Here is a 3,823-nt window from a genome sequence, read left to right as displayed (position 1 = left end):
AACCTACGGGCTTGACTCAGCGCATATCATCCAGGGAGTCAGCCTCGACCCGCGCATCGGAGACCACTACAACAATCCGAGCTTCGGTTACGGCGGCTATTGCCTCCCAAAGGACACGAAGCAACTCCACGCCAACTATCGGTATGTCCCGCAGAACCTGATCAGTGCGATCGTCGAAGCAAACACTACTCGCAAGGACTTCATCGCCAACGACGTGCTACGTCGGCGCCCGAAGACGGTTGGGATCTATAGGCTGATCATGAAGGCAGGATCTGACAACTACCGGATGTCCTCCATCCAGGGTGTGATGAAACGCATCAAAGCCCGAGGCGTAGACGTCGTGGTCTATGAACCGATGCTCGAGGGTGACAGGTTCTTCAATTCCAGGATCATTCGCGACCTGGACGAGTTCAAGGCGCTCGCCGATGTCATCGTTGTGAATCGACGCACCGACGTGCTAGCCGACGTTGAACACAAGATCTATACGCGCGACCTGTTCGGCCGAGACTGACGGGGCTGACCCCGCGAGCGCCATGGCTACGGGTCAGTGCCGCGGTCTGCGGAAGTTGGTGTCGTCGAGCTCGGCGACCGTCGGCGCGCCGAACATCGGGAGCCCCTGGCCCTTGCGCAGGAAACCCCAGATGATCGGCAGCGTGACCAGCAGGACCAGCCCGATCACGGCGATCAGCACCGGGTGGGTCTCGTCCTTGCCGAGCGGCGCCCAGCCCGACTTGTCGAGCAGCGCGACGCTGGACATCGTCAGCACGATGACGATGCCGCGCCGGATCACCGATTGCGGCACCCGCGGGGCGATCCGGCTGCCGATGATGGTGCCGGGCACCGACCCGAGGATCAGCGGGATCAGGATCTCCCAGTCTAGGCCGTTGATGACGATGTTGGAGATCGCGGCCGCCAGCACGAGCGGCACCGCCTGGACGAGGTCGGTGCCGACCAGCTTCACCGCCGACAGACCGGGGTAGAGCATCAGCAGCGCGATCATGATCACCGAGCCCGAGCCGACGCTCGTCACGCCGACCAGGAGGCCGCCCAGGGCGCCGACCGCGAGGGTCACCAGTGGCCGGATCGGCGGGTTGGGGTCGGCGTTGGCGGCGCCCCCGCGGACCCGGCGCAGGTTGATGTAGAGGCGCAGGGCGTACGTCGCGGCGGCGAGCAGCAGCGCGAAGCCGATCGCCTCCTTGAGGAGGGTGTCGACCGACTCGGGTTCCTCGCCCGCGATCTGATGGATCAGCCACGGGCCCAGGAGCGCCATCGGGACCGAGCCGATGATCAGCCACTTCGCGAGCGCGAAGTTCGGCGAGCCCTGTCGGGAGTGCACCAGCGCGCCGCCGGTCTTGTAGACCGCAGCCGCGGTCAGGTCGGCGGTGACCACGGTCGCCGCGTCGCCGACGCCGAGGAAGATCAGCGCGGGCGTCATCAGCGCACCGCCGCCCATGCCGGTCAGGCCGACGACGACGCCGACGACGAAGCCGGCCGCGAGGATCGAGAAGAACGTCGTGGTGACGAGGTCGTTCATGGGCGAGCCCCACCGACTCGGGCGCGAAGCGGTCGGGGTCGGGCGGGGGTCATAGGGCGATCTTCCTGGTTCCGGTGAGGGCGGGGACGACGACGCGCAGCAGCTCCTCGAGTGCGTCCGCACACATGGCGGCCACCTCGGGTCCCTGGCCGTAGGGGTCGGCGACGTCGAGGGCCGGGTCGGCCTGGCCACGCCGCTCGGCCACCGCGGCCAGCAGGTCGTGACCGGCGAGGTCGTCGCCCGACGTACGGACGGCCTCGGCGAACTGCCCGAGCGTCAGCACCGTGCGGAAGCTGGCCGGGTGGTCGTCGAGGAGGAACTGCCGGTGGACCGACTCGGCGGTCAGCACCAGGTCGGCGTGCGGCATCAGGTCGCTGGAGAACGGCCGACTGCGGAACCGGCCGACGCCGGCCACGCCGCGCGCGGTTAGGGTCGCGGCCATCGTCGGGTCCATCTCGCGGCCGACGAAGCCGTGCGTGCCCGCACTCGAGAACGTCACGTGCGTGCCCGGGCCGGCCAGGTGGCGGGAGTAGAGCTCCATGAACGGCGAGCGGCAGATGTTCGCCGTACAGACATAGAGGACGCGCAGGGGGGTGGGGCGAGACGCTCGGGGCGCTGGGGTGGCTGTGGGGGTCTCGATACGCTCGCTGGCGCTCGCTACTCGACCACCGAGAGCGGTGGTCCCCGACGCTTGCTGCTCGACCACCGGGGTCGTCTCGGTGGCCGGTGGTTTCGAGACAGGCGCTAGCGCGCCTTCCTCAACCACCGGGGGTGCGTCTTCGGCGACCACCGGGGTCTCGTCGGTGAGGTCGAGGTTGCCGGAGGCGCGGAGGGCCTGGAGGACGTCGTCAAGGGCGTCGTCGATGCTGCGGCCGGTGGTGTCGACGCGGACGTCGGCGTCCTCGGGCTCCTCGTAGGGCGACGAGATGCCGGTGAACTCGGGGATCTCGCCGCGGCGCGCCTTGGCGTAGAGGCCCTTGCGGTCGCGGCGCTCGCACTCCTCGAGCGGGGTGGCGACGTGGACGAGGAAGAACGCGCCGCCGGCGTCGCGGACCATCGCACGCACCTGCTGGCGGGTCTCGTCGAACGGCGCGATCGGGCTGCAGACCGCGACTCCGCCGTGGCGGGAGATCTCAGCGGCGACCCAGCCGATCCGGCGGATGTTGGTCTCGCGGTCCTCCTTGGAGAAGGTCAGGCCCGCGGAGAGGTTGCGGCGTACGACGTCGCCGTCGAGGCTCGTGAGCGTGCGGCCGCCGTGCTCGAGGAGTCGGTCCATGAGGGCCCGGGCGAGCGTGGACTTGCCGCTGCCGGACAGGCCGGTGAAGAACAGCACCAGCCCCTGCTCGTCGGGCGCGGGCCGGTCGAACGCGACGATCTCGGCGACCTCGGGCGGGTAGTCGCCGTCCGGGTCGTCGCTGACGCCGACGAGCGGGTCGTCGCCGGCGTAGTTGCCGACGACCTGGAGCCCGAGGTCGTGGTCGACGTCCGCGTCGCCGTGGGTGGCCAGCGGGATCGCGACCACGTCGGCCTGCGGCAGGTGCGCCGCGGCCGCGATCGTCGCCCGGATCAGCGCCACCGGTGACAGCTCGGGGGTGCCGTGGCCGACCAGCGGCAGCAGCACGAGCGGGCCGACGGTCGCGAGCACCTCCAGCTGGGGGAGGGTCAGCGCGTCGACGACCGGCACGAAGGTGCGCCCGGCGTACTGCTGCCGGGTCTGGGCCGGGGTGAGGTAGTAGCGGCGGAACGGTCCGTACTGGGTGTGCGTCAGGGGCTCGATCGTGCCGCCGGGGACCTCGACGTGCGCGAGCGGCAGGCCCTCGGGGTCGACCAGCTCGACGGCGCCGGCGGTGGTCGCCGCCGCGGCCACCTCGTCGGGGAGGGTGAGCGTCACCGGGCTGCCGGGCTCGTCGAACGCGACCGTCGGCACGAGGGCACCGGTCACCAGCAGCTCGAGGTCGTCGAGCTCGCGGGGCGTCGGGCAGTACTGCGGGACGGAGGGCATCGGCACGGGAGTAATCGTGCCATCCCACTGAAGTTAATCTGCGGGCATGTCTTATCCCGTCGTCGCAGAGGTCGTCCGGTCCGGGTTCGTGGAGGGCCATCACTACGGGTCCGTGGTCGCGCTCGCGGCCGACGGATCCGTCGACTGGTCGGTCGGGCAGGTCGACGTGCCGATCCTCCCGCGCTCGTGCAACAAGCCGATCCAGGCGCTGGGCATGGTCCGGGCGGGCCTGGACCTGCCGCCGGACCTGCTCGCGCTGGCGTGCGCGTCGCACTCCGGTGAGCCGT

Annotated in this window: 4 protein-coding genes; 2 read left to right on the top strand and 2 right to left on the bottom strand. The window is 70.0% G+C overall.

Annotation, left to right across the window (positions count from 1 at the left end; all coding sequences use genetic code 11):
• The coding region (locus VGD85_RS03510) for a UDP binding domain-containing protein (protein WP_331062062.1) at positions 1-511 on the top strand (511 nt) is incomplete at its 5' end.
• 33 nt (positions 512-544) lie between these two features.
• Here VGD85_RS03510 and VGD85_RS03505 read toward each other — a convergent pair.
• Positions 545-1,534, bottom strand: a complete 990-nt coding sequence (locus tag VGD85_RS03505; RefSeq protein ID WP_331062061.1) for a sulfite exporter TauE/SafE family protein — start codon at positions 1,532-1,534, stop codon at positions 545-547.
• A 49-nt stretch (positions 1,535-1,583) separates the two neighbouring features.
• On the bottom strand, positions 1,584-3,536 hold the full coding sequence (cysC, locus tag VGD85_RS03500; protein ID WP_331062063.1) for an adenylyl-sulfate kinase: 1,953 nt from the start codon (positions 3,534-3,536) through the stop codon (positions 1,584-1,586).
• Positions 3,537-3,582: 46 nt separating this feature from the next.
• On the opposite strand from cysC, the gene VGD85_RS03495 reads away from it, so the two are divergent.
• Positions 3,583-3,823 (top strand): asparaginase (locus VGD85_RS03495; RefSeq protein WP_331062060.1); only part of this gene is annotated, 241 nt, incomplete at its 3' end.

Origin of the sequence: Nocardioides sp. (genome assembly GCF_036401255.1) — a bacterium.
GTDB lineage: Bacteria > Actinomycetota > Actinomycetes > Propionibacteriales > Nocardioidaceae > Nocardioides.
Note: the sequence above shows the minus strand (reverse complement) of the source record. Positions and strands in the feature narration are given on the sequence as shown.